The 24,851-nt window shown below is 69.3% G+C and carries 24 protein-coding genes and 1 pseudogene; 8 read left to right on the plus strand and 17 right to left on the minus strand.

Going from position 1 to position 24,851, the window contains the following annotated elements; all coding sequences use genetic code 11:
- Positions 1-28: 28 nt before the first annotated feature.
- The 5 genes from ACXYX3_RS15705 to ACXYX3_RS15725 form a co-directional block, all read right to left on the minus strand.
- Entirely contained in the window at positions 29-754 is a 726-nt protein-coding gene (locus tag ACXYX3_RS15705) for a lysophospholipid acyltransferase family protein (protein ID WP_458608143.1), read from the minus strand.
- Between the two features lie 77 nt (positions 755-831).
- Complete coding sequence (locus tag ACXYX3_RS15710; RefSeq protein WP_458608144.1) at positions 832-1,200, minus strand: hypothetical protein; 369 nt, start codon at positions 1,198-1,200, stop codon at positions 832-834.
- Positions 1,197-2,474 (minus strand): ArsA family ATPase, encoded by a 1,278-nt coding sequence (locus ACXYX3_RS15715; RefSeq protein ID WP_458612105.1) that lies wholly within the window; start codon positions 2,472-2,474, stop codon positions 1,197-1,199. The genes ACXYX3_RS15710 and ACXYX3_RS15715 overlap by 4 nt, the downstream gene beginning before the upstream one ends.
- Positions 2,467-2,904: an SRPBCC family protein gene (locus ACXYX3_RS15720; RefSeq protein ID WP_241207645.1), complete on the minus strand. Its 438-nt coding sequence runs from the start codon at positions 2,902-2,904 to the stop codon at positions 2,467-2,469. Before ACXYX3_RS15720 ends, ACXYX3_RS15715 begins: the two co-directional genes overlap by 8 nt.
- A 99-nt stretch (positions 2,905-3,003) precedes the next feature.
- The gene (locus tag ACXYX3_RS15725) at positions 3,004-3,393 is read right to left on the minus strand and encodes a polyketide cyclase / dehydrase and lipid transport (RefSeq protein WP_241207644.1); all 390 of its coding nucleotides are present in this window, start codon (positions 3,391-3,393) and stop codon (positions 3,004-3,006) included.
- A gap of 94 nt (positions 3,394-3,487) precedes the next feature.
- On the opposite strand from ACXYX3_RS15725, the gene ACXYX3_RS15730 reads away from it, so the two are divergent.
- Complete coding sequence (locus ACXYX3_RS15730; protein WP_458608145.1) at positions 3,488-5,287, plus strand: AMP-dependent synthetase/ligase; 1,800 nt, start codon at positions 3,488-3,490, stop codon at positions 5,285-5,287.
- Here ACXYX3_RS15730 and ACXYX3_RS15735 read toward each other — a convergent pair.
- The 4 genes from ACXYX3_RS15735 to ACXYX3_RS15750 all read right to left on the minus strand — a co-directional run bounded on the left by ACXYX3_RS15735 (position 5,284) and on the right by ACXYX3_RS15750 (position 8,777).
- Positions 5,284-6,429 carry a glycosyltransferase family 4 protein gene (locus ACXYX3_RS15735; protein WP_458608146.1) on the minus strand — a complete coding sequence of 382 codons (1,146 nt, stop codon included), beginning with the start codon at positions 6,427-6,429 and terminating at the stop codon, positions 5,284-5,286. The genes ACXYX3_RS15730 and ACXYX3_RS15735 overlap by 4 nt on opposite strands.
- Positions 6,426-7,244: a peptidase gene (locus tag ACXYX3_RS15740; protein ID WP_458608147.1), complete on the minus strand. Its 819-nt coding sequence runs from the start codon at positions 7,242-7,244 to the stop codon at positions 6,426-6,428. Before ACXYX3_RS15740 ends, ACXYX3_RS15735 begins: the two co-directional genes overlap by 4 nt.
- A complete protein-coding gene (gene ripC / locus ACXYX3_RS15745; protein WP_458608148.1) occupies positions 7,213-8,355 on the minus strand; it encodes a peptidoglycan hydrolase RipC in 1,143 nt (380 codons plus the stop codon). Before ripC ends, ACXYX3_RS15740 begins: the two co-directional genes overlap by 32 nt.
- Positions 8,356-8,507: 152 nt before the next feature.
- Positions 8,508-8,777 carry a hypothetical protein gene (locus tag ACXYX3_RS15750; RefSeq protein WP_458608149.1) on the minus strand — a complete coding sequence of 90 codons (270 nt, stop codon included), beginning with the start codon at positions 8,775-8,777 and terminating at the stop codon, positions 8,508-8,510.
- A 115-nt stretch (positions 8,778-8,892) separates the two neighbouring features.
- Here ACXYX3_RS15750 and ACXYX3_RS15755 point away from each other — a divergent pair.
- Positions 8,893-10,695: pseudogene (locus tag ACXYX3_RS15755) on the plus strand (DEDD exonuclease domain-containing protein); the annotation flags it as partial.
- On the opposite strand, the gene trpD reads toward ACXYX3_RS15755, so the two are convergent.
- The gene (gene trpD, locus ACXYX3_RS15760; RefSeq protein ID WP_458608150.1) at positions 10,633-11,715 is read right to left on the minus strand and encodes an anthranilate phosphoribosyltransferase; all 1,083 of its coding nucleotides are present in this window, start codon (positions 11,713-11,715) and stop codon (positions 10,633-10,635) included. The pseudogene ACXYX3_RS15755 and the gene trpD overlap by 63 nt on opposite strands.
- Before the next feature lie 68 nt (positions 11,716-11,783).
- On the opposite strand from trpD, the gene ctaE reads away from it, so the two are divergent.
- Genes ctaE through qcrB form a run of 4 tightly spaced genes read left to right on the plus strand, consistent with a single transcriptional unit; the run spans position 11,784 to position 16,154 of the window.
- Positions 11,784-12,395 (plus strand): aa3-type cytochrome oxidase subunit III, encoded by a 612-nt coding sequence (gene ctaE, locus ACXYX3_RS15765; RefSeq protein WP_241205789.1) that lies wholly within the window; start codon positions 11,784-11,786, stop codon positions 12,393-12,395.
- A 47-nt stretch (positions 12,396-12,442) separates the two neighbouring features.
- Complete coding sequence (gene qcrC, locus ACXYX3_RS15770) at positions 12,443-13,255, plus strand: cytochrome bc1 complex diheme cytochrome c subunit (RefSeq protein WP_458608151.1); 813 nt, start codon at positions 12,443-12,445, stop codon at positions 13,253-13,255.
- The gene (gene qcrA / locus ACXYX3_RS15775; protein ID WP_458608152.1) at positions 13,252-14,460 is read left to right on the plus strand and encodes a cytochrome bc1 complex Rieske iron-sulfur subunit; all 1,209 of its coding nucleotides are present in this window, start codon (positions 13,252-13,254) and stop codon (positions 14,458-14,460) included. The genes qcrC and qcrA overlap by 4 nt, the downstream gene beginning before the upstream one ends.
- A complete protein-coding gene (gene qcrB / locus ACXYX3_RS15780) occupies positions 14,457-16,154 on the plus strand; it encodes a cytochrome bc1 complex cytochrome b subunit (protein WP_458608153.1) in 1,698 nt (565 codons plus the stop codon). The genes qcrA and qcrB overlap by 4 nt, the downstream gene beginning before the upstream one ends.
- Positions 16,155-16,209: 55 nt before the next feature.
- Here the strand turns inward: qcrB and ACXYX3_RS15785 are convergent, their stop codons facing one another.
- From ACXYX3_RS15785 to ctaC, 4 genes are all read right to left on the minus strand, one after another.
- Positions 16,210-16,833 (minus strand): DUF2561 family protein, encoded by a 624-nt coding sequence (locus tag ACXYX3_RS15785; protein ID WP_458608154.1) that lies wholly within the window; start codon positions 16,831-16,833, stop codon positions 16,210-16,212.
- 5 nt (positions 16,834-16,838) lie between these two features.
- Positions 16,839-17,705 (minus strand): MmpS family transport accessory protein, encoded by an 867-nt coding sequence (locus tag ACXYX3_RS15790; protein WP_241205794.1) that lies wholly within the window; start codon positions 17,703-17,705, stop codon positions 16,839-16,841.
- Positions 17,706-17,883: 178 nt separating this feature from the next.
- Entirely contained in the window at positions 17,884-18,303 is a 420-nt protein-coding gene (locus tag ACXYX3_RS15795) for a cytochrome c oxidase subunit 4 (RefSeq protein WP_221359466.1), read from the minus strand.
- An 8-nt stretch (positions 18,304-18,311) separates the two neighbouring features.
- Positions 18,312-19,394 carry an aa3-type cytochrome oxidase subunit II gene (gene ctaC, locus ACXYX3_RS15800; protein ID WP_458612106.1) on the minus strand — a complete coding sequence of 361 codons (1,083 nt, stop codon included), beginning with the start codon at positions 19,392-19,394 and terminating at the stop codon, positions 18,312-18,314.
- An 89-nt stretch (positions 19,395-19,483) separates the two neighbouring features.
- Here ctaC and asnB point away from each other — a divergent pair, with 89 nt between their 5' ends.
- Entirely contained in the window at positions 19,484-21,415 is a 1,932-nt protein-coding gene (asnB, locus tag ACXYX3_RS15805; protein ID WP_458608155.1) for an asparagine synthase (glutamine-hydrolyzing), read from the plus strand.
- On the opposite strand, the gene ACXYX3_RS15810 is transcribed toward asnB, so the two are convergent.
- The gene (locus ACXYX3_RS15810; protein ID WP_241205795.1) at positions 21,412-22,386 is read right to left on the minus strand and encodes a carbohydrate kinase family protein; all 975 of its coding nucleotides are present in this window, start codon (positions 22,384-22,386) and stop codon (positions 21,412-21,414) included. The genes asnB and ACXYX3_RS15810 overlap by 4 nt on opposite strands.
- 176 nt (positions 22,387-22,562) lie before the next feature.
- On the opposite strand from ACXYX3_RS15810, the gene ACXYX3_RS15815 reads away from it, so the two are divergent.
- Positions 22,563-23,219, plus strand: coding sequence for an Rv0361 family membrane protein (locus ACXYX3_RS15815; protein WP_241205796.1), 657 nt, complete (start codon positions 22,563-22,565; stop codon positions 23,217-23,219).
- Between the two features lies 1 nt (position 23,220).
- Here ACXYX3_RS15815 and ACXYX3_RS15820 read toward each other — a convergent pair whose 3' ends face one another.
- Together ACXYX3_RS15820 and ACXYX3_RS15825 are read right to left on the minus strand one after the other, a co-directional pair.
- Complete coding sequence (locus ACXYX3_RS15820) at positions 23,221-23,598, minus strand: HesB/IscA family protein (protein ID WP_241205797.1); 378 nt, start codon at positions 23,596-23,598, stop codon at positions 23,221-23,223.
- A 90-nt stretch (positions 23,599-23,688) separates the two neighbouring features.
- Complete coding sequence (locus tag ACXYX3_RS15825; protein WP_458608156.1) at positions 23,689-24,774, minus strand: glycerate kinase family protein; 1,086 nt, start codon at positions 24,772-24,774, stop codon at positions 23,689-23,691.
- Positions 24,775-24,851 lie beyond the last annotated feature (77 nt).

Raw genomic sequence — 24,851 nt, forward strand, 5'->3', positions numbered from 1 at the left:
CGAACGTCGGTTTGGGCGAAATATGCGCTCAGCCGGCGGCGGCCTCCGGGAGCCGGGTCGGCGGCTTGGCGGCCGCCTCACCTTTTCCCTCTTTGATGTCGGCGGCGTAGAGGTCGACGTACTCCTGACCGGACAGCTGCATCAGCTCGTACATGACCTCGTCGATCACCGCACGCTCGATGAAGCGGTTCCCGGCCAGACCCTCGAAGCGCGAGAAGTCCATCGGGGCGCCGAACCGGACCGTCACCCGGCCGAAGCGCCACATCTTGCTGCCCGGCGGGTTGACGACGTCGGTGCCGATCATCGCGACCGGGATCACCGGCACCTGCGTCTCGAGAGCGAGCCGGGCCAGACCCGTCTTGCCCTTGTACAGCCGGCCGTCCGGCGAGCGCGTGCCTTCCGGATACATGCCGAGCAGTTTGCCCTGGCTCACGATGCGCTGGGCGGTGGTCAGCGCACTCTGCGCGCTGTCGGCGTCCGTGCGGTCGATCGGCACCTGCCCGGCCACGGTGTAGAACCACCGGGTGAACCACCCTTTGAGCCCCGTACCGGTGAAGTACTCGGCCTTGGCGAGGAACGTGATGCGCCGGTTCACCACCAGGGGCAGATAGAAACTGTCCGCCACTGCCAGATGGTTACTGGCGAGGATCACCGCGCCGTTGGCCGGAACATGCTCCAAGCCTTCGACTTTGGGCCGGCCGAGCAGGGTCAGCAACGGTCCCATGAAGACGAACTTGAACAGCCAGTACCACATGGACCCTCCAGTTCACCCGACCGAGACGCTCTGCGCCAACCTTACCCACGCCATGTGCCGCCGACCACAGGTGACGCCTACTCCTCGACCGTGACGGGGATGTGCTGGTAGCGCCCGGGCGGCGCCGGCTCGTCCGGCGGCTCCGCGGGAGCCGGCGCGGCCGGGCCCACAGTGCCCGGGTCGGCCTGATCGTTGACGATCGCGCGTACCACGCTGAGCAGCGCGACGCTGTGCTCGGCGACCACCGACAGCAGCGGATGCTGTTCCCCGGAGACCAGCGCCGCGAGCGCGCAGACCGGGCACCACACCTGCTGGCACCGACCGGGACTGTCCGACGCGCTGGCCGCCCGCGCGGCCGCCAGCTTGATCGCGGGCTCCAACCGGTCGAGGATCGACTGCGCGAGAGCCCGCAGTTCCGGGCCCGGGTCAGGGTGAGTGCCGCTCATGCTGGCCACACCTCCGGATTGGGTCGGAAACGCACCGTCAGCTCAGTGCCGCGGAGCTGGGCGTCGACGACGATGCATCTTCTCAGCACCGAGGCCAGACGCACCCGGCGCCGCATTCCACCGACGCCGATGATCAGGTCGTCGTCGACCCTACCCAACGACAGCGCCGACGAGTCGACCTGAGGCAGATCCACCCGCAACCGGTACACCGCGTCGACGCCAGTGCCGGACTCCCGGTCGACGATCGGCCGCAGCGGGCCCGGTGGGGGCGACCCATCGCGCCGGCGGGCGTTGTCGAGCAGCTCGCCGAGCGCCTTGGGTCCGATCGGTTCCCCGGCCAGGTGGGGCACCAGGACCAGCGCGACGTCGCCGATCACCCGGTCCAGCTCGTCGAGCACCGCCCGCTGCTCGCCGATGCGTTCGGCGTACCAGTCGAACGCGGGGTGATCGGGAAGATTGTGATATTCGAACGAATCATCCTGCACCAGAACCTGATTGACGATCAGCTCGGCGACCTGGACCCCCATCAGAGCCAGCGAGCCCAGCGTGCGGGCCGCCTCGGCGGCCACCACCCGCTCCGGCGTCATCACCAGATGCGCACTGACCCGCGCCGAATCGGTGAGCATCGTGCCCAGGCGCTCGGTGCTCGCCCCGATACGCTCCAGCAGCCCCACCACGGCCACCGACCGGGGATCGTCGAACGTGGACAACCGACGGTGCCGGGGCCAGGCCCGCTCGAGGTAGAGGCCGAAGGTGGCGGGCAGGGTGAGCATGCGCATCGCATCGGCGGTCGAAGCGCAATCGACGACGACGAGATCCCAGCGCCCCGATTCGGCCAACTCGGCCACTTCGTGCAGACCGAGCACCTCCTGAACGCCCGGCAGGGCCGAAAGCTCCTCGGGCGCAAGATCGCTGACATCCGACTCGGGGAAACGCCCGGCGAGCAGACCCGCCGTCTCGCGCCAGTGCGCCGCCAGCAGCGCCAGTGTGTCCAACGCGAGCGCATCGAGCAGGCCGCCGCCGCCGTCGGCGGTGTCGAGATCGGCCAGCACGCGGGTCGGCGCCCGCTCCCCCGTCGGTGTGATCGCCACGCCGAGCACGTCGCCGGTGGAGTGCGCCTGATCGGTCGACACGATCAGCACGCGCAGCCCGGACCGCGCTGCGCGCACAGCTGTCGCGGTCGCCAGCGTCGACTTCCCGACACCACCCTTGCCGACGAACAGACTGATCCGGGTGACCCCGGAGGCCTGGGTGGCGTCCGTGCGCTCAGTCAGCCTCGACTCGTTTCTTCAGGTCTTTCAACGCGGTATCGGTCAGTCGGCGCTCGGCCTTGCGCTTGAGCAGCCCGATCATCGGGATCATCAGATCCACGGAGAGCTCATAGGTGACGTCGGTCCCGGATCCCTTCGGCGCCAACCGGTATGCCCCCTCCAACGATTTGAGCAACGTGCTCGACACCAGCGTCCACGTGACCGACGCATGATCGGCCGGCCACCGATAGGCGAGCACCATGGCGTCCTTGAGCACCGCGGCGTCGAGCACCAATCGCGCCACCAGCGGATAACCCTCGTCGTCGGCCTCGAGGACCTCTGCCTCCTTGTACTCGGCCACCCAGTCGGGATAGGAGTTGATGTCGGCGATGACGTCCATCACCGTCGAGGGGTCGGCGTCGATGTAGATCGTCTGAGCCGTCTTGTCCGCCACTGAAGTCTTCTCCAGTCCTTCCGGTGCTGAGCCGGGCAGCACATCCCCCGCTGTTGGCGGCGAATCTACCCTCCCGGTGCCTGGTATAGCCGCTATCTCTCAGGCCAACCGCGACACGCCGACAGGGCGGCCCGACTCCAGTGCCTGTTTCACTTCGAACGCCATCGCCTTGCCGGCCACGCGGCGGCGATGGTTCATCTTCGCCAAGTTCATCTTCGCCAGCTCCCAGGCCGCAGCGCCCGACGGCTCGGCGTGCATGAAGTAGTGCAGCACCACGCCGTCGAGCACCTTTTCCAGCCAGATCTCCATGGTGCCCGTCAGCGCGCCCGTCACCGTCCAGCGCTGACCCAGCTCGCCGCGGTCCTCGACCACGGTGAGGCGGAGATCGGGCCACCAGCGGCCCCAGCTCGCCGGGTCCGCGACCGCGGCACCCACCGCCGCGGGATCCGCCGCGACGAAGGTCTCGTCCGCGATCTGGATGCTGTTCATGACTGCCTACCTTCACACATGCTCGGGTCCCGGCCCAGGCCGGCCGACTACTCTGTACACGGCATAGCGACGTGTCAAGCGAGAGGCATACATCGTGCGCGAGTACAGCGAACCGGCAACGTTCACCATCGGCGAACACGACAACGTGGCCGCACCCGTCTACACGCACGAGGCCGCCGACCCCGACCACGTGATCTTCCAGCGCCTGGTCGACGGCCGGTGGACGGATGTGACGTGTCGGCAGGCGGCCGAGCAGATCCGTTCGGCCGCACGGGGTTTGATCGCCGAAGGGGTGCAGCCCGGCGACCGGGTGGCGGTGCTGTCGGCCACCCGCTACGAATGGGTGATCCTCGACTACGCGATCCTCTCGGTCGGCGCGGTGACCGTACCCATCTACGAGACGTCGTCGGCCGACCAGGTGCGCTGGGTGCTCGAGGACTCCGCAGCGGTGCTGGCGTTCGTGGAGACGGACGCGCACACGCAGATGGTCAAGGAGCTCCACGACAGCCTGCCCGACCTTCGCAAGGTCTTCACGATCGACGCCACCCCGGCCGCGCTCGACGAACTGGCCACCGCCGGCGCGGCCACCGATGCCGCCGAGGTCGACCGCCGGCGCGACGCCATCGCCTCCAGCGACCCCGCCACGCTGATCTACACCTCGGGCACCACCGGCCGGCCCAAAGGCTGTCAGCTCACCCACGCCAACCTGCTCTCCGAGACGTGCGGCGCAACCCATTGTTTCCCCAGCCTGCTGCGCAAGGGCGGACGGCTGCTGGTGTTCCTCCCGCTGGCCCATGTGCTGGCCCGGGCCCTGTCGATGACGGCCTTCGCCAACGGCGTCACCATCGGCTACACCAGCGACATCAAGAACCTGGTGCCGATGTTCGGCCAGTTCAAGCCGACCGTGATCGTGTCGGTCCCCCGGGTGTTCGAAAAGGTCTACAACACCGCCGAATTGAACGCCAGCGACAGCGGCAAGGGCGCGATCTTCACCCGCGCCGCCGAGACCGCGATCGAATGGAGCAAGGCGCAGGACACCGGCGGCGCCGGCCTGCTGCTGCGCGCCAAGCACGCACTGTTCGACCGGCTGGTCTACGGCAAGCTGCGAGCGGCCATGGGCGGGGACTGCACGGCCTCGATCTCCGGTGGCGCACCCCTGGGCGCCCGGCTGGGCCACTTCTACCGCGGCATCGGCCTGACCATCTACGAGGGCTACGGCCTGACCGAGACCAGCGCGGCCATCACCGCCAACCGGATCGGCCAGCTGAAGGTCGGTACCGTCGGAAAGTTGTTGCCCGGCAACAGCATGACGATCGCCGAGGACGGCGAGCTGCTGGTGCGCGGCGGGGTCGTGTTCGACGGCTACTGGCGCAACGAGACCGCGACCGACGAGGCGATCGTCGACGGCTGGTTCCACACCGGCGATCTCGGCAGCGTCGACACTGACGGTTTCCTGTCGATCGTGGGACGCAAGAAGGAGATCATCGTGACCGCGGGTGGCAAGAACGTCGCGCCCGCGGTGCTCGAGGATCAGCTCCGTGCACATCCGCTGATCAGTCAGGCGATGGCCGTCGGCGACGCGAAGCCGTTCATCGCGGCACTGATCGCGATCGACCCCGAGGCATTCGAGGGGTGGAAGCAGCATCACGGTAAGCCGGCAGGGGCGTCGGTGGGCGAGCTGGCCGACGACCCGGACCTGACCGCCGAGATCGACGCGGCGGTGAAGAACGCCAACACTGCGGTGTCGAAGGCCGAGGCGATCCGCAAGTTCCGAATCCTGCCGGTGGACTTCACCGTCGAAACCGGTGAGCTCACCCCGACGCTGAAGGTGAAGCGCAAGGTCGTCGCCGACAAGTTCGCGGCGGAGATCGAAGGGCTCTACACCAAGGATTAGAGCAGCCGCGCCAACCGCGCGGCCTGCATCTGCCACTGCCAGTTCTCGACCGCCCAGGTGCGTCCGGCCGCGCCCATCGCCGCGGCCCGGGTGCGGTCGGCGAGGAGGTCACCGACTGCTGCGGCGATCGCGCCGACGTCCCAACCGTCGACGATCAGCCCGGTCTCGCCGTCGACGACCGTCTCCGGCGCCCCGCCCGAGCGGCCGGCCACCACCGGCACACCGGTGGCCGAGGCCTCCAGGTACACGATGCCCAACCCCTCCACGTCCAGCCCGCCGCCGCGCGTGCGGCACGGCATCGCGAACACGTCGGCCATCGCATGGTGGTCGGGCAGTTCCTCCCCCGGCACCCCGCCCGTGAAAACCACGTGCTCGGCCACCCCGAAGCTGTGCGCCAGCCGCTGCAGCGAGGTGCGGTAGGGCCCGCCGCCGACGATCACCAGCGCAGCCCCGGGCACCCGATCCCGGATGGTCGGCAGCGCCCGGATCAGCATGTCCTGGCCCTTGCGCGGCACCAGACGCGACACGCACACCACCACGGGCCGATCGCCGAGGTGATATCGCGCGCGCAATTCTGCGCGGGCCACCTCGTTGGGGGCGAAGCGGTCGATGTCGACCCCGGGCGGCACATGTTCGAGTGCGGCGTTGCGTCCGAAAGCCGAGGCGAACCTGCGCCGGGTGTAGGCGCTGATGTAGGTCACCACGTCGGTGTCGTTTCCGATGCGGCGCAACGCCGTTCGGGCCACCGGCAGCATCGACCAGCCGACCTCGTGACCATGCGTGCTGGCGATGACCCGACGAGCGCCTGCCGCGCGTGCCAGCGGCGCCAGCAGCGCCAGCGGCGCCGCCGCGCCGAACCAGACGGTGTCGATGTCGTGCTCGGCGATCAACCGCCGCATCCGCCACGCCACGCTGGGCTCGGGCAACATCAGCGTCGTCGGATGGCGCACGACCCGGTAGCCCGACGCCGCCGCCACCGCGTCATAGTCTTCGGCGCCCTTCCACGTCGGGGCGTAGACCGTCAGCGCGTCGACGGAAGTCCCGCGTGATCCGACCAGATGGTCGACCAACGCCTCGAGGTAGGACTGGATACCGCCGCGGCGCGGCGGGTAGTCGTTGGTGACGAGCAGGACCCCGCTCATGCGGGCAGGTCGATCCCGAGCACAGTGCGCACGGCCGTGGCGGCGTCCGGATGGCCGGGAGCGCATGCCGCGACGTAGAGCTCCCGCAGCCGGTGCGGGCCGTAGGTCTGCGCGACGAAGGTGGCGAAGGACCAGGCGCGGTCGTAGGCCTGCGACCGGGTGGGGCCGGGCGTGCTCAGCTCCTCGTCGGTGGGCAGCCGCGAAGGCATCTCGACGCGGCCAGGCGGGGCGGGGCGGCCCACGTAGTCGGCGACCCCCTCGGTCAGCCACACCGGCGCATCAGCAACAGTGGCGGCGCGCGCAGCGTAGTGAAAAAGCTCGTGGCGCAACACGATTCGCAGATCGCCGGCATCCATCGTGCCGGCCGCCGGGGAGAACGTGATGCGTTCGGCAGTCGTGGTCGCGGCGGTGTCGGCCCCTGCACCGGCCAGCGCGGAGAACTGCTCGGGCGATCCGGCCACCACGATCGGAATGTCTTCGGGCCATTGCGGACCCCAGAACGCCGTGACGGCCTGCTCGGCCCCCGGCAACTCGGCAGCGACACGGTCGAGCAGCGGTGCGGCGCTGCCGCCGAGGTCGATCAGCTGGGCTCTGCGACCGCCCGGCGTGATGACGGTGCGCAGCGCCGCAGTGCTCGCCGGGGGCGCGGTGAGGACCGCTGTCGGGGTTGCCGCGAGCGCGGGCGGTCCGGGCGGTGCGGGGTAGGCACCGCCGATCACCAGGACGGCGCACAGCGCTTCGGCGCCCAGCAGCGCCGCGAGGCGGTGCCGGGAGCGGGCCCGATCAGTAGCGGCGGACGTTGTAGATCGGGGCATTGTCCACCGGGGCGACTCGCACCGGCGTGCCGTAGGTGGACGCGTGCACCATCATTCCGTCACCGATGTAGATGCCGACGTGAGATGCATCGGAGTAGTAGGTGACCAGGTCGCCGGGCTGCATCTGATCGCGGGACACCGGCTGCCCGCCCGCGGCCAGCGCCTGGCTGGAGTGCGGCAGGGAGATGCCGGCCTGCTGGAAGGACCACATCACCAGCCCCGAGCAGTCGAAGGCACCCGGCCCGGCGGCGCCCCAGGAGTAGGGCGATCCGATCCGGCTCAGCGCCGCCTGGATCACGGTGGTCGCGACGGGGGATCCGGGCGGGGCGATGTCGCCGGGCGGGATCGCTCCTGGCAACGGGGGCGCAGGCGGCGCGGCGAGCACGGCCGGGTCCTGACCGGGGGCCGGCGGCAGAGGGGCCGCCGGAGCCGGCGGGACGGGCGGGGCGGGCGGCATGGCGGCCAACGCCTCCCGCTGAGGCGGGGTCAGAGTGTCGTACTGGGACTTGACGACGGCGATCTGCACCTGCAGTTGGCTCTGCTTGGACTGCAGGTCAGCGCGCACCGCGGCGGCCTGTTCCGCGGCGGTCTTGGCCTCCGACGCCGACACCGCGGACGCCTTCTCCGCGGCCTCCGCCTGCTTACCCACCTCGAGATAGCGCGACATCTGCGCCGACATCTCATGCGCCATCACCCGCTGGATCGACAGCTGGTCGATCAAGCCCTGTGGCGAGGATGCGGTCAGCATGGCCTGGAAGCCCGACGGCCGCCCACCCATGTACTGGGCGGCGGCCAGATCGTTCACCTTGCGCTGGAAGTCGGCGAGCTCGGCCTTCGCGGAGTCCACGGCCGCAACATCGTTGGCGTGCTTGACTTCTGCCGCCTGCTGGATCTCCAGCTTCTTGTTCAGGTCGAGTTGCGCGGAGTGCATGGCCTCCGTCGTCTGCTCGGCCTGGCGCGACAGCTCGTTGAGCTTGGCCAGCGCATCGCTGGCCGGGTCGGCGTGCCCGGCTCCGGCGGCCAGGGCGCCGACGACGGCCACCGAGGCCAAGGCACTGATTGCGGGTCGCCAGAAACGGCTGATGCTCCGATGCGCGCGGTCGAGCGTCAAGATTTATGCGTCCTTCAACTGCCGTAACGAGCTGTCTTGAACTCTCTTAGGTCTCAGATAGGTTACGAAACGGCATCGGCCTTGTCCAACAGGAGACGCAAATTTAACAGGTGCTCCTGTGAAGGATGGGACGACGGTGACGCCGGGTGTCGTCAGGCAACGCCGGGCGTGCCCCGCCGATGTAACGGGACGAGCCTCAACCGCGGCGCCAGGCCCACGTCGGCCAGCACTTCCAACGCACGCTGCTCGTCCACCAGCAAATTTTCGGGAATTCCGAGGAGCACGCTGACGACGCAGTCCTGGCAGCCCGGACCGCGCACCGCGCAGTCGTCACAATCGATGGTGACCGTCCCGGAATCGGCGCCGGAATCGCCGCAACCCTCGTCCTGTCGTGCCTGGTCATGTGGCTCGTGATGACGCATGCCCTGTCCTCTCGTCGCAGTCGAGGGCACGGTATCGACAGCGACCGACAAGTCGGCGCGCTCGAACGCGCGTGCCTGACGGCGACTTGTCGGCCCGTCGTCCTACGGTCGGCGCATGGGTCAGCTGAGCTTCGCCGATGTCGATCCGGCGGCTGACCTGACGCTGCGGGAGACCACCTTCGTCGTCGTCGACCTGGAGACCACGGGAGGGCGGTCCAGCGGCGAGCGACACGACCAGATCACCGAGATCGGCGCGGTGAAGGTGCGCGGGGGCGAGATTCTCGGCGAGTTCGCGACGCTGGTCGACCCGGGCCGGGCCATCCCGCCCCAGATCGTGGCGCTGACCGGCATCACGACCGCGATGGTCTACGACGCGCCGCGTATCGAGGAGGTCCTGCCGGCGTTCCTCGAGTTCGCACGCGGGGCGGTGCTGGTCGCCCACAACGCGGGCTTCGACGTCGGGTTCCTGCGCGCCGCCGCCGAACGCAACCACATCCCGTGGCCCAAGCCGCCGGTGCTGTGCACGGTGCGGCTGGCACGCCGGGTGCTGACCCGCGACGAGGCGCCCAGCGTGCGTCTCTCGGCGCTGGCGCAGCTGTTCGGGGCGGCCACAGCGCCCAACCACCGGGCGTTGGCCGATGCGCGGGCCACGGTCGACGTGCTGCACGGCCTGATCGAGCGCGTCGGCAATCAGGGCGTACAGACCTACACCGAGCTGCGGTCCTACCTGCCCGATGTGACCCCGGCCCAACGCCGCAACCGCCGCCTGGCCACGACAGTGCCGCACGCCCCCGGGGTGTACCTGTTCCGCGGCCCCTCGGACGAGGTGCTCTACGTGGGCACCGCGAAGGACCTGCGGCGCCGGGTGAACCAGTACTTCACCGGGGCGGACCCGCGCACCCGGATGAAGGAGATGGCGTCGTTGGCCACCGGCGTCGACCACGTCGAGTGCGCTCATGATCTGGAGGCCGGTGTGCGCGAGCTGCGCCTACTGGCTGCGCACGCACCCCCGTACAACCGCCGCTCCAAGTTCCCGCACCGCTGGTGGTGGGTCTCTCTCACCGACGAGACGTTCCCGCGCTTCTCCGCGGTACGCAGCCCGCGCAGCGACATCGCGCTCGGTCCGTTCCGCGCCCGGGCCGATGCGCTCGACGCCGCCGCGCTGATCGCCCGGTTCACCGGAATCCGGACCTGCACCAAGCGGCTCTCCCGCAGCGCAGTGCACGGGCCGGCGTGTCCGGACGTCGAGGTCTCCCCCTGCCCTGCCGTGCGCGGAATCAGTGCGCAGGACTACGCCGTCGCGGTCGACGCCGCGCACGCGCTGATCGACGGCCGCAGCGCAGAGGCGCTGCGCGCGATCCTCGCCCACATCGACGATCTGGCGCAGCGACACCGCTACGAGACGGCGGCCCGGATGCGGGACCGGGCGTCAGCGGCGATCGACGTGCTGTGGCGCGGTCAGCGGCTGCGCGCGCTGTCGGTGATCGGGGAGCTCGTCGCGGCACGACCTGACGGTGAGCGCGGCTGGCACCTGGCGGTGATCCGGCACGGCCAGCTCGCCGCCGCGGGCGTGGCCCCCCGCGGGGTTCCGCCGATGCCGGTCGTCGACGCGCTGTGCGCGGCCGCCCAGACGGTGCTGCCCAGCGCCGCGCCGCACGGCGGCGCCCTGATCGAGGAGATCGCGCTCATCGCGCGATGGCTGGCCCACCCCGGCGTGCGGATCGTGCGCGCCGGCTCCGAATCCGATGCGGGCTACTGCTCACCGATCGGTGCCGCGGGCCGCTGGGCGGGGTGGGCGGCGTCGGCCCGCTCGGCCCGGGTGGCGGCCGAGCAGCTCGACGAGCAGGTGGCCGCCTCAGAACTCCTGGGTGAACCGAGCCCAACGCGCGAGCAGCTGTTCGGCCGCCCCGGAGTCGATCGCCTCCGTGGCCCGCGCGAGCCCGGACTCCCACGCCGGAACCCACTTGGCGTCGCTGGATAGCCCCGCATGGGACACCAGGGCGCCGGCGGCGTTGAGCAGCACGGCGTCGCGCACCGGACCCGTCGCTCCGCCGAGCACCGCGCGGGCTTCGGCGGCGTTCGACTCGGCGTCACCACCGACCAGCTCCGAGATGTGCGCGCGGGCGAAGCCGAACGCGGCAGGGTCGAACCGCAGCCGGTCCACGGTGCCCGCCTGGACCCGCCAGATGGTGCTCGTGGTCGTCGTCGTCAACTCGTCGAGGCCGTCGTCGCCGTGCACCACCAGCACGCTGGAGCCGCGGGTGGCGAACACCTCCGCCATCACCTCGGCCAATTCTCCCCACGCGCAGCCGATCAGCCCGGCACGCGGTCCCGCCGGGTTGGTCAGCGGTCCGAGCAGGTTGAAGACCGTCGGGACGCCGATCTCGCGCCGTGCCACCCCGGCGTGCCGGTAGGACGGATGGAACTGCGGCGCGAACGCGAATCCGATGCCCACCTCGGCGACACAGCGCGCGACCTCCTCCGGCCCCAGGTCGATACGCACCCCGAGGGCCTCGAGTGTGTCGGCGCCGCCGGACAACGACGTCGCCGCCCGATTGCCGTGCTTGACCACCTTGACCCCCGCAGCGGCCACGACGATCGACGCCATGGTCGACAGGTTCACGGTGTTCGCGCCGTCGCCCCCGGTGCCCACCACGTCGACGGTGTCGGTGCCGATGGCCTCCGTGGGCACGCGGTGCGCGTGCTTGAGCATGATGTCGGCGAGCTCACCCACCTCCGCCGAGGTGGGCCGCTTCATCTTCATCGACACGCCGAAGCCGGCGATCTGCGCGGGCGTGGCGGCGCCGGTCATGATCTCGTCCATCGCCCACGCCGCCTGCCCCGGCAGGAGCGACTGGTTGGTGGTCAGGCGGCCGAGGATCACCGACCATGTCGGAGCGGCCACAGACGGGTCGTGCGCAGCGGGAGCAGGAGTCACGACGCGATTATGACGAATTGCTCGACCCGGGTGGAGTTAGACAACTACAAAGCGTCATACTTGCAGCTGTGACGAGCGCTGTAGGGACTTCGGGAACCGCCATCACGTCGCGAGTGCATTCACTGAACCGTCCGAACATGGTCAGTGTTGGCACGATCGTGTGGCTTTCCAGCGAGTTGATGTTCTTTGCTGGCCTGTTCGCGATGTACTTCACGGCCCGCGCCCAGGCCGGCGGTGTGTGGCCGCCGCCCCCGACCGAGCTGAACCTCGCGCTCGCGGTACCGGTGACACTGGTGCTGATCGCCTCGTCGTTCACCTGCCAGATGGGCGTGTTCGCGGCCGAGCGCGGCGACGTGTTCGGGCTGCGTCGCTGGTACCTGCTGACGTTCGCGATGGGTCTGTTCTTCGTCTGCGGCCAGGGCTACGAGTACTACCACCTGGTGCACGAGGGCACGACGATCCCGGGAAGCGCCTACGGCACCGTCTTCTACCTGGCGACCGGGTTTCACGGCCTGCACGTGATCGGCGGTCTGGTGGCGTTCATCCTGCTGCTGCTGCGCACCCGGATGAGCAAGTTCACCCCGGCGCAGGCCACCGCCGCGATCGTGGTCTCGTACTACTGGCACTTCGTCGACATCGTCTGGATCGCCCTGTTCGCCGTCATCTACTTCGTCCGATGACGAATTCGGCGACACAGCCTGGCAGCCCGCAGAAAAGAAGGGGTTCGATGACAAGCAAGTCCAAGCGCCGGTTGCGCCGGCGCGTCTCGGCGGCACTGCTGCTGCTGATCGGACTGGCAGTGGCCGGTGGTCTGGCGGCCACCTTCACGCCGACGCCGCAGGTCGCGGTGGCCGACGAATCGGCCTCGGCCATGCTGCGCACCGGCGAGCAGCTCTACGACACCGCGTGCATCACCTGCCACGGCGCCAATCTGCAGGGTGTGGCCGACCGCGGCCCGAGCCTCATCGGCGTCGGCGAGGCCGCTGTGTACTTCCAGGTGGCCACCGGCCGGATGCCCGCGATGCGCGGCGAGGCGCAGGCCCAGCGCAAAGAACCGGCGTTCGACGAGGCCCAGATCGACGCGCTGGGGGCCTACATCCAGGCCAACGGCGGCGGCCCCGTCGTGCCGCGCGACGAGAACGGCGCGATCGCCTCGCAGTCGCTGATCGGCAACGACGTGGCCCGCGGCGGCGACCTGTTCCGGCTGAACTGCGCGTCGTGCCACAACTTCACCGGTAAGGGTGGCGCCCTGTCGTCGGGCAAGTACGCACCGGATCTCGGCGAGGCGGCCCAGGTGCCCGCACAGGTCTACACCGCGATGCTGACCGGCCCGCAGAACATGCCGAAGTTCTCCGACCGGCAGCTCTCCCCTGACGAGAAGCGCGACATCGTCGCCTATGTCAGGGAAGCGGCCGAGACGCCGTCGCCGGGCGGTCTCGGACTGGGCGGCTTCGGCCCCACGTCCGAGGGCATGGTCGCGTGGATCGTCGGCATGGTGGCCATCATCGCGGCCGCCCTCTGGATCGGAGCACGAGCATGAGTGAAGGTACGGGCGCGGAGAAAGGTTCCGACACCCCCGGCCAGATGGGTACCCCCGGGCAGCCGACCGACGCTGAACTCGCTGAGATGTCCCAGGAGCAGCTGCTCGAACTCGGCGGCAAGCTCGACGGCGTCGAGATCGTCTACAAAGAGCCGCGCTGGCCCGTCCCGGGCACCAAGGCCGAGAAGCGCGCTGAGCGCACCGTCGCGTACTGGCTTCTGCTGGCCGGTGTTTCGGGCCTGGCGCTGCTGCTGATCTTCCTGTTCTGGCCGTGGGAGTACAAGCCGTTCGGCTCCGAGGGCGAGTGGCTGTACGCGTTGGCGACGCCGCTGTACGGCCTGACGTTCGGCCTGTCGGTGCTGTCCATCGGTGTCGGCGCGGTCCTGTTCCAGAAGAAGTTCATCCCCGAGGAGATCTCGATCCAGGAGCGCCACGACGGCGCCTCCCCCGAGCTGCACCGCCGGACCGTCGCCGCCAACCTCGGCGACGCGCTGGAAGGTTCGACGCTGAAGCGGCGCAAGCTGATCGGACTCTCGCTGGGCATCGGGTTCGGCGCGTTCGGACTCGGTACCGCCATCGCCTTCATCGGCGGTCTGATCAAGAACCCGTGGAAGCCCGTCGTGCCGACGGCCGAGGGCATGAAGGCCGTGCTGTGGACGTCGGGGTGGACGCCCCGCTTCACCGGCGAGACGATCTACCTGGCGCGCGCCACCGGCCGCCCCGGCGAGTCGCCGTTCGTCAAGATGCGCCCCGAGGACATCGACGCCGGCGGTATGGAGACGGTGTTCCCGTGGCGCGAATCCGACGGCGACGGCACCACGGTGGAGTCCGAGCACAAGCTGCACGAGATCAGCATGGGCGTGCGCAATCCGGTCATGCTGATCCGCATCCGGCCCGGCGACATGTCGCGGGTGGTCAAGCGTCAGGGCCAGGAGAGCTTCAACTTCGGCGAGCTGTTCGCGTACACGAAGGTGTGCTCCCACCTGGGCTGCCCGTCGTCGCTGTACGAGCAGCAGACGTACCGAATCCTGTGCCCGTGCCACCAGTCGCAGTTCGACGCGCTGCACTTCGCCCGGCCCATCTTCGGACCCGCTGCCCGCGCGTTGGCGCAGCTACCGATCACCATCGATCAAGAGGGCTACCTTGTAGCCAACGGTGATTTCATCGAACCCGTCGGACCGGCATTCTGGGAGCGCAAGTCATGAGCCCACGACCCAACATGGCCGAGATCGCCGCCAAGCAGGGCGACGCCATCGACTCCCGCTACCACCCGTCGGCTGCGGTACGTCGCCAGCTGAACAAGGTGTTCCCCACCCACTGGTCCTTCCTGCTCGGCGAGATCGCGATGTACAGCTTCATCGTGCTGCTGCTCACCGGTGTGTGGCTGACGCTGTTCTTCGACCCGTCGATGCAAGAGGTCACCTACAACGGCGTCTACCAGCCGTTGCGCGGCGTCGGGATGTCCCGGGCCTACGAGACGGCCCTCGACATCAGCTTCGAGATCCGCGGCGGCCTGTTCGTCCGGCAGGTGCACCACTGGGCGGCGCTGCTGTTCGCCGCGTCGATCATGGTCCACCTGGCCCGCATCTTCTTCACCGGCGCGTTCCGCCGCCCCCGTGAGGCCAACTGGGTGATCGGGTCGCTGCTGCTGATCCTGGCGATGTTCGAAGGCTTCTTCGGGTACTCGCTGCCCGACGACCTGCTCTCGGGCACCGGCATCCGCGCCGCACTGTCGGGCATCACGATGGGCATCCCCGTCATCGGTACCTGGATGCACTGGGCGCTGTTCGGCGGCGACTTCCCCGGCGAGATCCTGATCCCGCGCCTCTACGCGCTGCACATCCTGCTGATCCCCGGGATCATCCTGGCCCTGATCGGCGTGCACCTGGCGCTGGTGTGGTTCCAGAAGCACACCCAGTTCCCCGGCCCCGGGCGGACCGAGACCAATGTCGTCGGCGTGCGCGTCATGCCGGTGTTCGCGGTCAAGTCCGGCGCGTTCTTCGCGGTCACGGTCGGCATCCTCGGCCTGATGGGCGGTCTGCTGCAGATCAACCCGATCTGGGTGCTCGGGCCGTACAAACCGTCGCAGGTGTCTGCGGGTAGCCAGCCCGACTTCTACATGATGTGGACCGACGGCCTGATCCGACTGTGGCCGGCCTGGGAGTTCTACCCGTTCGGCCACACCATCCCGCAGGGCGTGTGGGTGGCGCTGGGCATGGGTGTGGTGTTCATGCTGCTGATCGCCTACCCGTTCCTGGAGAAGAAGTTCTCCGGCGACGACGCGCACCACAACCTGTTGCAGCGTCCGCGTGACGCACCGACGCGCACCGCGATCGGCGCGGCGGCGATCTCGCTGTACATCGTGCTGACGTTCGCCTGCATGAACGACATCATCGCGCTGAAGTTCCACATCTCGCTGAACGCGACGACGTGGATCGGCCGTATCGGCATGGTGGTGCTCCCGGCGATCGTCTACTACATCGCCTACCGCTGGGCGGTGGCGCTGCAGCGCAGCGACCGCGAGGTGCTCGAGCACGGTATCGAGACGGGCATCATCAAGCGCCTGCCGCACGGTGCCTACATCGAGCTGCACCAGCCGCTGGGCCCCGTCGACGAGCACGGCCACGCCATCCCGCTGGAGTACCAGGGTGCGGCTCTGCCGAAGCGGATGAACAAGCTGGGTTCGGCCGGCGCTCCGGGCACGGGTGGCTTCCTCAGCGCGGACCCGGTGTCCGAGCACGAGGCGCTCACCGAGGCGGCCCACGCGGCCGAGCATCGGGCGATCACGGCGCTGCGTGAACGTGTCAGCCACGAGGGCTCCAACGGGCACAACGGCTCCAACGGACACGGATCGTCGAACGGCCACTCCAACGGGTCATCCGACAACGGTCATCACTGACCGGCCCCCGCACGACAACGACATCCGCTCCGGCTCAGGCCGGGGCGGATGTCCTTTATGCGTCGGCGTGGCTCCGCAGCTCACGCAGGAAGTAGATCGGGAGGCCGATCATCGCGGCCGTGACGACGCCGGCGGCACCGTAGAACACCCACGAAGTCACGTCGTTGTCGACGGCCATCAGGTAGGTCGCGGTCCCGATCAGCACGTACGCAACGCCCATCGCGGCGCCGATCGAGGCTGCGCAGCGCAACGTCAGCTGTTCCACGACGGGCGACCCGGACGGGCTGGGTGCAGCCGAGACACTCTGGGCCGGAGCGACCGCGCGGATCTTCTCCGTCGGCGCGTCTGCGACCCGCGGTGGGGCGCTCCCCTGCTCACCGGAGGCTGCCGTCGGAGTCGGCTTCGACTCCCGGGGCCCCGCGTCACCGCGCGCATCTCGGCGGGCCCGCAGCAGCAACGGCACGGCGGCGAGGATCACCGCCGCCGACACCCCGATCACGACGTAGAGGAACCAGGGCGTGCCGGAGTCGCCGGACGCGGTGCGGCCGCTACCGAGGTCGACCAGTGCCACCGTCGCGGCGACACCGGCGCCCAATGCGGCGAGCCATGCGGCCGCGCAGCCGCCCAGCAGGATGCGATCCGTGCGGTCCGGGGTGTAGCGGGCAGCGGGTGTCGTCATGTCGGCTAGCAGTTGGTCTGCGCGGCGTTGCCGGTGTTCGAGGACAACACCGTGCCGTCGCTGGTCGTGATCGAGCAGTTGAGCCGACTGACCAGGAACAGGCTCGACGCCTGCACCGAGCCCACCTCGGACTGCGAGATCGGGGTGACGGTCAACGACCACGGGATGTACACGTTGCGTTGGGTGCGGCTGCGCCCCGAGGCGTCGGTGTAGGTCACCGTGATGATGTCGCCGGGCGCCTTGGTGCCGGTCACGGAGTAGGTGACCTGGCGTGGGCCGGCCCGCGTCGTGGTGGGTGGTGGCGGCGGCGCTTCCGTGGTGGTCGGTGGCGGCGGGGGCGGCGGCGCCTCGGTGGGAGCCGGCTCCGGCGGAGGTTCGGTGACCGTCACCGTCTCCGGCGGGGGCGGCGGCGGTTCCTCGGTGCTCGGTGGCGGCGGGGGCGGGGGCGGCGGGGGTGTCGTGGTGGTGATCTCGTCCTGCACCGGCGGCGGAGCGCTGGTGGTCGTCTCCGGCGTCGCGAGGTTGTCGGTGTCGGTGCGTGTCACCAGGACCGACACCGACACCACCAGCGCGATGGCGGCGATGATCGCGACGACACCGACCACCCAGGGCCATCGCGGCGGATCGGGGGTCTCGCCGGTGTCGGCTGATGCGTCGTAGCTGTCGTAGTCGTAGAGCGACGATTCGGCGGGGAGGTAGGGAGGGCTGACGAACTGTTCGGATTCCGGGGCGGAGTAGGCCCGCGAGTAGTGGTCGGTCGGACCGGTGCCGGGTGCACTCGCGTCGCTGTCCGGGGCGACACCCGAGACGTCCTGGGTCGGTTCGTCGGCCGAGGACCGGTCACCCGGCTCATCGCCTCTAGGCCCGCTCATGTGCGTCAATCCTTCTCAGCCAGCTTCTCGGGCGCCGATCACCGCCGGCGGCGGCTCGCGGTGCGCCGGCAACACTACCCAACTCCGATGTCGTGGAGAGGGGCGGTAAGTCCGTCGCCGGCCAACTCATGCCGGATTGTGACCTTGTCCCGGGCTGCAACGCAGAACGATGCAGCGGCTAGTGCTTCTCGGGTCCGGTGTGGTACTCGAAGACCAGCCCGGAGACCGTGGTGAGCACGAAGCAGACGCCGGCGACGATGAGCCACGGCAGCCACAGGGCCATGCCGACCGCGGTGACCGAGGCCGACAGCGCGATCATGACCGGCCACCAGCTGTGCGGGCTGTAGAAGCCCAGTTCGCCGGCGCCGTCGGCGATCTCGGCGTCTTCGTAGTCCTCGGGGCGGGTGTCCAACCGGCGGGCGACGAAGCGGAAGAACGTGCCGGTGATCAGCGTCAGGCCCGTCGTCAGGGCGAGCGCCGTCGTACCGGCCCATTCCACCCCGCCCTGGGCGAACAGCGCGGTGAGCACTGCGTACACCACCGTCGCCAGCGCGAAGAACGCCGTGAGGAACTCGAACAACCGGGCTTCGATATGCATCTGCTGTCCTACCTGCTCGCCTGGGGCGCCTGCTCACCGCGGCGCGTGTCGAACGGCTTGGTGGTGGTTGCGACCGGCGACTGGTTGATCGCCTGCAGCGCCTCGGCGTTGGTCTTACCGGCGATGCGCTGATCCATGTAGGCCTTGAAATCGTTGGGCTCGACGACACGCAGCTCGAAGTTCATCATCGAGTGGTACGTGCCGCACATCTCGGTGCAGCGGCCCACGAAGGCCCCTGTCTTGTTGATCTCGCTGACCTGGAAGACGTTGTCGGAGTTGTTCGCCTCGGGGTTCGGCAGCACGTCGCGCTTGAACAGGAACTCCGGCACCCAGAACCCGTGGATCACGTCGGCCGAGGCGATCTGGAACTCGATGCGCTTACCCGACGGCACCACCAGGACCGGGATCTCGCTCGACGAGCCGAGGGTCTCGACCTTGTCGAAGTTCAGGTAGGTGCGGTCCTCGGGGTTGAGGCCGCGGATCGCGCCGACGCGCTCCTCACCGTTCTCGTAGGTGCCCTCCGGCTTGGAGGTCATCGCCTCTTTGCGGGCGTTGTCGGCGCCGTCGTAGGTGAAGGTGCCGTCGCTGAAGTCGATCTTCTGGTAGCCGAACTTCCAGTTCCACTGGAACGCCGTGACGTCGACGACGACCTCGGGGTTGGGCTCCTTGTGCAGCATCCGCTCCTGCACCACGACGGTGAAGTAGAAGAGCACCGAGATGATGAGGAACGGGGTGACCGTCAGGGCCAGTTCGAGCGGCATGTTGTAGCCGAACTGGCGGGGCAGTTCCTGGTCGCCCTTCTTCTTGCGGTGGAACACCACGGTCCAGAACAGCAGGACGTAGACGATCGCGCCGACGACCAGCGCGGCGATCATGGAACCGATCCACAGCTCACGGTTGAGGTGCGCTTCGGGGGTGATGCCCTTGGGCCATCCCAGGGCGAGAGCATCGGACCAGCTGCACCCGCTGAGCAGGACCGTCGTCCCTCCCAGGAGCAGGGACAATGCCACCAACTTCAGGCCGCGAGCGGGCACGTTGGCGCCTCCTACCAAGTCGATCGACCGCCGGACGGTCAGACGGCTGCATTGAATACTACGCAGCGTAGACCACGCTTCCCGAGCAGTTCCATGCGACCGGGGCAATGTCATTTCCGGGGCCGCCGATCAGACATACTGGCGCCGTGTGCGGACTGCTGGCGTTGGTGACCGATCCTGCCCATGAGGTCTCCCCCAGCCTCGTCGACGCCGTCTCCGGCGCCAGCCATCTGATGCGTCATCGGGGTCCCGACGAGCCCGGGACCTGGAACGACGACCGCGTGGTGCTCGGCTTCAACCGGCTCTCGATCATCGACATCGCCCACAGCCATCAGCCGTTGCGCTGGGGTCCGGCCGAGGCTCCGCAGCGCTACGCGCTGGTGTTCAACGGTGAGATCTACAACTACCTCGAGCTGAGGGAGGCCCTGGCCGCCGAGCACGGCGCCGTCTTCCACACCGACGGGGACGGCGAGGCCATCGTCGCCGCCTACCACCACTGGGGCGCCGAGGCGCTCACCCGCCTTCGCGGGATGTTCGCGTTCGCGCTGTGGGACACCGTCACCGAGGAACTGTTCTGCGCCCGCGATCCCTTCGGCATCAAACCGCTGTACATGGCCACCGGCCCGGGCGGCACGGCCGTGGGCAGCGAGAAGAAGTGCCTCCTCGACATGGCCGGGCAGCTCGGTGTCGACCTGAGCATCGACGAGCGCGCCGTGCAGCACTACACCGTGCTGCAGTACGTCCCGGAGCCCGAGACGCTGCAGCGCGGTATCCGGCGGCTCGAATCGGGCAGCTACGCACGGGTGCGGCCGGGCGCGGCACCCGAGGTGACCCGCTACTTCACGCCGCGCTTCGCAGCGGTGCCTTTCGTGGCGGGGCGCGAGCAGTCGCGCTACGACGAGATCACCGCGGTGCTCGAGGACTCGGTGGCCAAGCACATGCGCGCCGACGTCACCGTCGGGTCGTTCCTGTCGGGCGGCATCGACTCCACGGCCATCGCCGCGCTGGCGATGCGGCACAACCCGCGGCTGATCACGTTCACCACCGGTTTCGAGCGCGCCGGCTTCTCGGAGGTCGACGTCGCCGTCGCGTCGGCCGAGGCGATCGGTGCCCGGCACGTCACCAAGGTGGTCAGCCAGGCCGAGTTCGTCGACGCGCTGCCCGAGATCGTCTGGTATCTCGACGAACCGGTGGCCGACCCGGCGCTGGTGCCGCTGTTCTTCATCGCCCGGGAGGCCCGCAAGCACGTCAAGGTGGTGCTCTCGGGTGAGGGCGCCGACGAGTTGTTCGGCGGTTACACGATCTACCGGGAGCCGCTGTCGCTGAAGCCGTTCGACTATCTGCCGCGGGGTGTGCGCAGGTCGGTCGGCCGGATGGCCGGCCCACTGCCCGAGGGGATGCGGGGCAAGAGTCTGCTGCACCGCGGCTCGCTGACGCTCGAGGAGCGCTACTACGGCAATGCGCGCAGTTTCTCCGATGCACAGCTGCGCGCGGTGCTGGCGCGGTTCCGGCCCGAGTGGACGCACACCGATGTGACGGCGCCGGTGTATGCGCAGTCCGCCGGCTGGGACCCGGTCGCGCGGATGCAGCACATCGACCTGTTCACCTGGCTGCGCGGCGACATCCTGGTCAAGGCCGACAAGATGACGATGGCGAATTCGCTGGAGCTGCGGGTGCCGTTCCTCGACCCGGAGGTGTTCGCGGTCGCGTCACGCTTGCCCTATGACCAGAAGATCACCCGGTCGACGACCAAGTACGCGCTGCGCAAGGCGCTGGAACCAGTCATCCCCGCCCATGTGCTGCATCGCCCCAAGCTCGGCTTCCCGGTGCCGATCCGTCACTGGCTGCGAGCCGGCGAGCTGCTGGACTGGGCGTACGGGATGATCGCGACGTCGGGTGCCGGGGATCTGATCGATCTGTCGGCGGTGCGCGCGATGCTCGACGAACACCGCACGGGCGCCGCCGATCACAGCCGCCGGCTGTGGACGGTGTTGATCTTCATGCTGTGGCACGCGATCTTCATCGAGCACAGCGTGACGCCGACGATCAGCGAGCCGACCTACCCGGTTCAGCTCTAGGCGAGCGCCGACGCGATCTCGCGGCCGGCGTCGTCGCCGTAGGCATCGGTCAGCCGCGTGATCGCGTCGTCACGATCCCACGTCCACTCCTGCGGGCCGGGCGCCTCCAGCACCAACGTCGCGACCAGCGAGGCGAGCTGCGCGGCTCGCTCCAGGGACAGGCCGGCGTCACGGCCGGTGAGGAAGCCCGCGCGGAACGCATCGCCGATGCCCGTCGGGTCCTCGCGACGACGCTCCGGCACGACGTCGACGTGGACGAACGTGCCGTCCCGGCCCACCAGGTCCACGCCCTTCTCCCCCAGCGTGGTGACCCGCAGCTGGATCTGCTGCATCACCTCGGCCTCCGACCACCCGGACTTCTGCAGCAGCAGATCCCACTCGTAGTCGTTGGTGAACAGGTAGGTGGCGCCGTCGATCAACCGCCGGATCTCGTCACCCGACAGCCGGGCGAGCTGCTGGCTCGGGTCGGCGGCGAACGCCAGGCCCAGCGAGCGGCATTCCTCGGTGTAGAGGAACATCGCCTCGGGATCGTTCGCCCCGATGATCACCAGATCCGGTGTGCCCGTCCGGGTCACGACATCGGCGAGCTTGATGTTGCGGGATTCCGACATGGCGCCGGGATAGAACGACGCGATCTGCGCCATGTCCTCGTCGGTGGTGCAGACGAAGCGCGCCGTGTAGGCGGACTCCGACACCAGCACCGCATCGCAGTTGACGCCGGCTCCGGTCAGCCACTCGCGGTAGTCGTCGAAGTCGGCGCCGACCGCGCCGATCAGCGTCGGCTGCCCGCCGAGCACGCCCATCGCGTAGGCCATGTTTCCGGCGACCCCGCCGCGGTGCATCACCAGATCGTCGACCAGGAAGCTCAGCGACACCTTCTGCAGGTGGTCGGCCAGCAGCTGCTCGGAGAAGCGGCCGGGGAAGCGCATCAGATGATCGGTGGCGATCGATCCGGTCACGGCAATGGTCACGCAGTCACACCCTTCGTGAAGTCGTCAGACACCCTAGCTGGGCCTCGTCGGCAGGCTCTTCGCCCACCGGAGCAGCCTGCGCACGTGCGCTAACCTGCCTATGAGCCCTCAGTGGGCCACTGTAGAGGCAACACAATCCACACACGCAATCCACCGACCTGCCCGGGAGTTCATGTATGACTGGTCCTTACCCGCCCCACTACGGAGCTGGACCAGCAGGACCGCAGGACTACCCCGGGGGTTACGGACAGTCCCAGCCCCAGCCCTATCCGGACGCGGGCTTCGCCGCCGCCTATCCCGGCGCGCTTCCGCCGCCCGTGCCCTATCCCCCGCGCAGACGGCGCTGGCTGGCGATCGTGGCCGCTGTCGTCGCGGTGCTCGTGGTGGCCGGCGTCGTCACCGCCATCGTCCTGACGCGCGGCTCGGGCGACAGCTCTCCCAGCGGCGCACTGACCGAAGCGTCGGCACGGACCGCGATCCAGGATTATCTCGACGCGCTGTCGGGCGGCGACGCCGAGACGGTGGCGCGACACAGCCTGTGCGGATTGTTCGACGCGGTCAAGGAGCGCCGGTCGGATCTCGCGTTGGCGAGCCTGTCCAGCGACGCATTCCGCAAGCAGTACAGCAGCGCTCAGGTGACCTCGATCGACAAGATGGTCCTCTCGTCGCCGACGCAGGCGCAGGTGCTGTTCACGATGAAGGTGACGCCGCAGAGCCGGTCGTCACGAAACCAGCCCGCCGATGCCGACGAGCAAGCGATCGCGCAGCTGGTCTCGGTCGACAACGACGTCCTGGTGTGCTCCTACCTGCCGCGCACGGCAGGCCAGTACTAGGTCAGTTGAAGGAATCGCCGCAGGCGCACGAGCCGGTGGCGTTCGGGTTGTCGATGGTGAACCCCTGCTTCTCGATCGTGTCGACGAAGTCGATGCTCGCACCCTGCACGTACGGTGCGCTCATCCGGTCCACGGTGAGGTTGACCCCGCCGAACTCGACGGTGAGATCGCCGTCGAGGGTGCGGTCGTCGAAGAACAGGTTGTAACGCAGCCCTGCACAGCCGCCCGGCTGCACCGCGATCCGCAGCGCCAGGTCGTCGCGCCCCTCCTGATCGAGCAGTGCCTTCGCCTTGGACGCCGCGGCCTCGGTCAGGATCACGCCGTGTTGGGTGTCGGTGGCCTGTCCTGCCTGCACTGCCGACTCGTCCTGAACAGTCATGAATACTCCTGTGTGGGATGTTCGTGGGTGAGGCCCGAACGCCGTGACCCCACGCGTTCAACGGTACCTTGTCGCGGCGCTATTCCCCATCTACGTCCAGGTTGCCGCGACCGCGGCGGCCAGGCCGGTGAGCTGCTCGGCGGCGTCGTCGATGGCTCGACGCACGGATCCGGCGTGCTCGGCGACCGCGTGCGCGGCGGCGATGCCGGCCTCGCTGCGTTCGGCGTCCGACAGCGTCACCTGACCGGCCATGACCAGCACCGGCACGCCCCGCCGGCCCGCTCCCGCTGCCAGTGCGCTGACCACCTTGCCGTGCAGCGACTGGTCGTCGAAGCGGCCCTCACCGGTGATGACCAGGTCCGCGGCGTCCAGATCCGCGTACAGCCGGGTGTGCGAGGCGATGATCGCCGCTCCGGATTCGCGTCGCGCCCCCAGCGCGAGCAGCGCCGCGCCCAGTCCGCCTGCCGCACCCGCCCCGGGCTCGTCCCGGATCGCTGCGCCCACGGCGTCCTCCAGCTGCCGGGCCCATGCGGCCAGCCGCTGTTCCAGCAGCTCGACGGTGGCGGGGTCGGCACCCTTCTGCGGTCCGAACACCGCCGCGGCACCGCGCGCGCCGAGCAGCGGATGTTCGACGTCACTGGCGGCGACCAGCTCGACATCGGCCAGCAGCTCGCGGGCGGCGGCCAAGCCGCCGAGCGCCTCGATCATGCCGCGGCCGCCGTCGGTGCTGCCGCTGCCACCGAGCCCGACGACGATGCGGCGTGCGCCCGCATCCAGGGCGGCCGCGATGAGCGCCCCGACCCCGCGGGTGTGGGCGTCGACGGCGGTGCGCACCGTGGGCGTTCCGCCGAGCAGGGCGAGGCCGCACGCCTGGGCGCATTCGATGTAGGCGGTCGCCGGGGGGCCGGGGTCGAACACCCAGTCGGCGTCGACGTCGGCGCTCAACGGACCGCTCACCCGTTCGGTGCGCCGCTCGCCCAGCCGGCTGGCCAGGACGTCGACGAAGCCGGGTCCGCCGTCGGACTGCGGCGCCAGGATCAGCCGGTCCTGCGGGCGCGAGCGGGCCCATCCTGTCGCGACGGCGCGAGCCGCCTCGACGGCAGTGAGGCTGTCGCCGAACGAGTCCGGCGCGATCAGGACGGTCCGGGTCATCGCCCGGTTCGTCTCAGCAGACATCTTCGGAAGATTAGGTCGGTGCCGGAGGTGGCGCACGGCGGGCTACGTCATGCCGGCACCCGCGAAGTAACCTGGCA

It is taken from the genome of Mycobacterium sp. Panama NTM2 (assembly GCF_054355555.1).